The sequence below is a fragment of the Bathymodiolus azoricus thioautotrophic gill symbiont genome (assembly GCF_001298715.1).
Lineage (GTDB): Bacteria > Pseudomonadota > Gammaproteobacteria > PS1 > Pseudothioglobaceae > Thiodubiliella.
This window is the reverse complement of sequence record NZ_CDSC02000337.1, coordinates 1-4,000: the sequence shown is the minus strand read 5'-3', so window position 1 is coordinate 4,000 and position 4,000 is coordinate 1. Positions and strand designations below refer to the sequence as shown.

General features: G+C 39.9%; 4 protein-coding genes. All 4 read left to right on the top strand.

Annotated features, from left to right (window positions below; translation table 11 throughout):
- The coding region (gene mltG / locus BAZSYMA_RS06680; RefSeq protein WP_143243130.1) for an endolytic transglycosylase MltG at positions 1-954 on the top strand (954 nt) is incomplete at its 5' end.
- A 25-nt stretch (positions 955-979) separates the two neighbouring features.
- Positions 980-1,618: a dTMP kinase gene (tmk, locus tag BAZSYMA_RS06675; protein WP_237733004.1), complete on the top strand. Its 639-nt coding sequence runs from the start codon at positions 980-982 to the stop codon at positions 1,616-1,618.
- Positions 1,615-2,625, top strand: coding sequence for a DNA polymerase III subunit delta' (locus BAZSYMA_RS06670; RefSeq protein ID WP_090716963.1), 1,011 nt, complete (start codon positions 1,615-1,617; stop codon positions 2,623-2,625). The genes tmk and BAZSYMA_RS06670 overlap by 4 nt, the downstream gene beginning before the upstream one ends.
- Positions 2,622-3,905, top strand: a complete 1,284-nt coding sequence (hemL, locus tag BAZSYMA_RS06665) for a glutamate-1-semialdehyde 2,1-aminomutase (RefSeq protein ID WP_090716960.1) — start codon at positions 2,622-2,624, stop codon at positions 3,903-3,905. The genes BAZSYMA_RS06670 and hemL overlap by 4 nt, the downstream gene beginning before the upstream one ends.
- Positions 3,906-4,000: the final 95 nt, after the last annotated feature.

Genomic DNA, 4,000 nt, shown 5'->3' with positions numbered 1-4,000 from the left:
CACCTAATGAAAAAACTTCTAATAGCCATTATCGTATTTGGATTGTCACTATTTTATTGGGCAAACAGCATTAAAGTCATTGAGCCGATTGTTTATCATATACCGTCAGGGGTTAGTGTTACCGCTATTGCGAACAATCTTGAAAAGCAGGGCATTATTCGCTCAAGTTTTTTTGTGCGTGTAATGGCTAAATTTTTTGGTTCTTATTCAAAACTAAAATCTGGTTATTATGATGTAGTGCCAAATATGAGCACGATAGATTTGCTTGATGATTTTGCATCGGCAACAGTAGCAACCCGCAATGTTACTTTGGTTGAAGGTAAAACTGCGCTTGACTATTACCAGCAACTTGAAAGCAATAAGGCGCTCAAGTCCAATGGTTCATTTGTAAGAACGATGCAAATAGCGGGCATTCAACCACCTTATGAAGGGGGTTTCTGGCCAAACACTTATCGCTTTGAAGTGGGTGATAGTGTCGCCAGTATTTTTAGAAAATCTAATCAAATCCTAAGAGGAATATTAGCCATTGAATGGAAAAAACGCGACAAAAACCTGCGTTTTAGTAGCCCAGAGCAAGCGTTAATATTAGCATCATTGATTGAAAAAGAAACCGCGCACAATGCTGAAAAATCACACATAGCTGGCGTATTTGTGCGTCGTTTGCAACGGGGTATGCGCCTGCAAACTGACCCAACCGTTGTCTATGCTTTGGGTAAATCATATCGTGGCTATTTAACACGAAAAGATTTAAGAGTTAATAGCCCTTATAACACTTATCGAAACCATGGACTACCTCCAACGCCGATTGCCTCAGTTGGCATTACTTCATTGCGTGCAGCGTTGCACCCTACATCAGGCGATAGTTTGTTTTTTGTTGCTAAAAAAGACGGCACTCATGCTTTTGCACGCACTTATGAAAAACATAAAAACAACATTAGAAAGTATCTAAAATAAGATTTTTGTATAACCATCTATTTATATGCAAAAGTCTCAGGGTAATTTTATGCAAGGAAAATTCATCACCATTGACGGCGTAGAAGGCGCAGGAAAAAGCACACAAAGCGATCTTATTTATCAATATTTGGCAGATAAAGGCATTAATATTAAACGGACTCGTGAACCAGGGGGGACAGAAATGGGGGAAAAGATTCGCACCTTGTTATTGAGTAATTCCACAGGAAAAATGCACGCTGATACTGAATTAATGTTGATGTTTGCCGCCAGAAACGAGCACATTCAAAACAAAATAATACCAGCATTAGCGCAAGGTGACTGGGTGCTTAGCGATAGATTTAGCGATGCTTCTTATGCTTATCAAGGTGGCGGGCGTGGTTTAAATATGGCGCGTATCTCACAGTTAGAAAGTTGGGTGTTGCAGAGCTTTACACCCGATATGACTTTTCTATTAGATGTGCCTGTTGAGATTGGTATGAAGCGTATAGAATCCAGAGGTGAAAAGGACCGTATTGAGCAAGAAAGCCTAGATTTTTTTAATCGTGTGCGTAATGTCTACATTGAGCGCTCTAAACAATATCCTGATCGTATTAAGCTTATTGACGCATCACAAAGTGTTGAAAATACTTTGAGCCAAATTCAAGAAATTTTGAAAATGCTATGACACTTCCTTGGCACCAAAACGCTTTTGCAAAACTTAAACAGATGATTGATCAAAACCATCTGCCACATGCGCTGCTGATCACAGGCATGCTGCGGATAGGAAAATTTGAGTTAATGCAGCAACTCGTTGGCGTATTAATCAATAATGACAAAACCATAGACAAGGATAATGTTCGGCAAGAACTAGACACTTCTGTATTGATTAGGCGCTCTAACTATCTTAATATGATTTATTGTCGCGCGGGTGAAATCAACCCAACAACTAAGAATCGCTCTAAAGATATTCGGGTTGATCAGATTCGCAAGTTTTGTGAAACATTGGGCAAAACTGCCAACGAATTGCAAATTGGTGTTATTTTTTATGCCGATCAAATGAATGTTAATGCTGCCAATAGTTTGTTAAAAACTTTGGAAGAACCTAGGAAAAATACTCTGATTATTTTACTGGCACACAATGCTAAAAGCCTACCTGTAACGATTGTTTCTCGTTGTCAAAGTATTCATATTGGCCCTGCTTATGATCAAGCAACACAAGCATGGATTGAACAACATATTGAACATAATGAAGATTTTGATGTGGCGCATTTGTTAGAAGCCGCACACGGTGTGCCTTTTAAAGTGCTGGATGAGTTCTCAGGTGATAGATTTATTCATTATCAAAAATGGCAAAATCAATTATTAAATATTGCCATCCACCCAATGACAATTAATCAAACAGAGGATTTTGATGGTGTTGAAGTTGAAGTGTTGGATTGTTTACAGCATTTAGTGATTGAAGGTATTCGGCTTAAATCACTCAAGCGTGAAGGGGGTTTGGTTGAGCTTAATCAAATTATCATGGCGGCAAAAATCGATTTTTTGTTTAAATTATTAAACGATGTTTCACATGCGATTAATCTATCAAAAACCAATGCCAATATTAAATTATTATTGGATAATATACTGATTGTATGGTCACACATCACCCACTTAAAAACCTATCCACAGATTTTGGAGAATAAACAATGACAAACTCAGAACAACTTTTCAACGAAGCACAACAGGTGATTCCAGGCGGGGTAAATTCCCCTGTACGAGCCTTTAAAGGTGTGGGTGGCACACCGATATTTTTTACCCGTGGCGAAGGCGCTTATTTATTTGATGTTGATGACAATCAGTATATTGATTATGTCGGATCATGGGGGCCGATGATTTTAGGTCATGCCAACCAAAGTGTCGTAGCGGCAGTGGAACAAGCTTTACACAACGGCTTAGGCTTTGGTGCGCCGACGCAGATTGAAACACAACTGGCAAAAAAAGTATGCCAGTTGGTACCCTCTATTGAGCTCGTGCGTATGGTCAGTTCAGGCACAGAAGCGACGATGAGCGCTATTCGTTTGGCACGAGGATTTACAGGGCGTGATGACATTGTTAAATTTGAAGGTTGTTATCACGGACACTCAGATTCATTATTGGTAAAAGCAGGCTCTGGCGCATTGACACTTGGCGAGCCTAGCTCAGCAGGCGTACCAGCGGATTTTGCCAAGCACACCTTAACGCTTGAATACAATAATTTAGCACAAGTCAAACAAGTGTTTGCTGAAAAAGGCAAAGATATTGCTTGTATTATCGTTGAGCCTGTTGCGGGTAATATGAACTGCATCTTACCCGTTGATGGATTTTTGCAAGGTTTGAGAGAAATCTGTGATGAACACGGCACGGTGTTAATTTTTGATGAAGTGATGACTGGATTTAGAGTCGCATCAGGCGGCGCACAAGAAAAATTTGGCGTCACGCCTGATTTGACCACATTAGGAAAAGTCATTGGCGGTGGATTGCCAGTCGGCGCCTTTGGCGGCAAAAAAGCCATTATGGAGTGTATTGCCCCTTTGGGTGCAGTTTACCAAGCAGGTACACTCTCAGGCAATCCAATGTCAATGGCAGCAGGTCTGGCAATGTTAGAGGCGATTGATGCAGATAAAAACCTATATGCAAATTTAGAACAAAAAGCCCTTAAATTAACCAACGGCATTGTAACAGCAGCACGAAAGCATAATATTTCAATGACTTCTAATGTTGTCGGTGGTATGTTTGGCTTGTTCTTTACAGAGGTCGATACAGTGATAAATTTTGAGCAAACTTGTGCCTGTGATGTTGAGCGTTTCAATCAATTTTTCCACTTAATGTTAGCAGCAGGCGTGTATTTGGCACCCAGTGCGTATGAAGCAGGATTTGTTTCAACAGCACATAATGATGCTGATATTCAAAAAACCATTGATTTGGCAGACAGTGTCTTTGCTAAACTATAATTTTATATTGAAGTAAAGAAGGCAGTGCTTTCAAAACAACCCACAATCTACCCCCAAAAAAGACAACCAAGCCACCACTTTACTCAAAGAAGTCT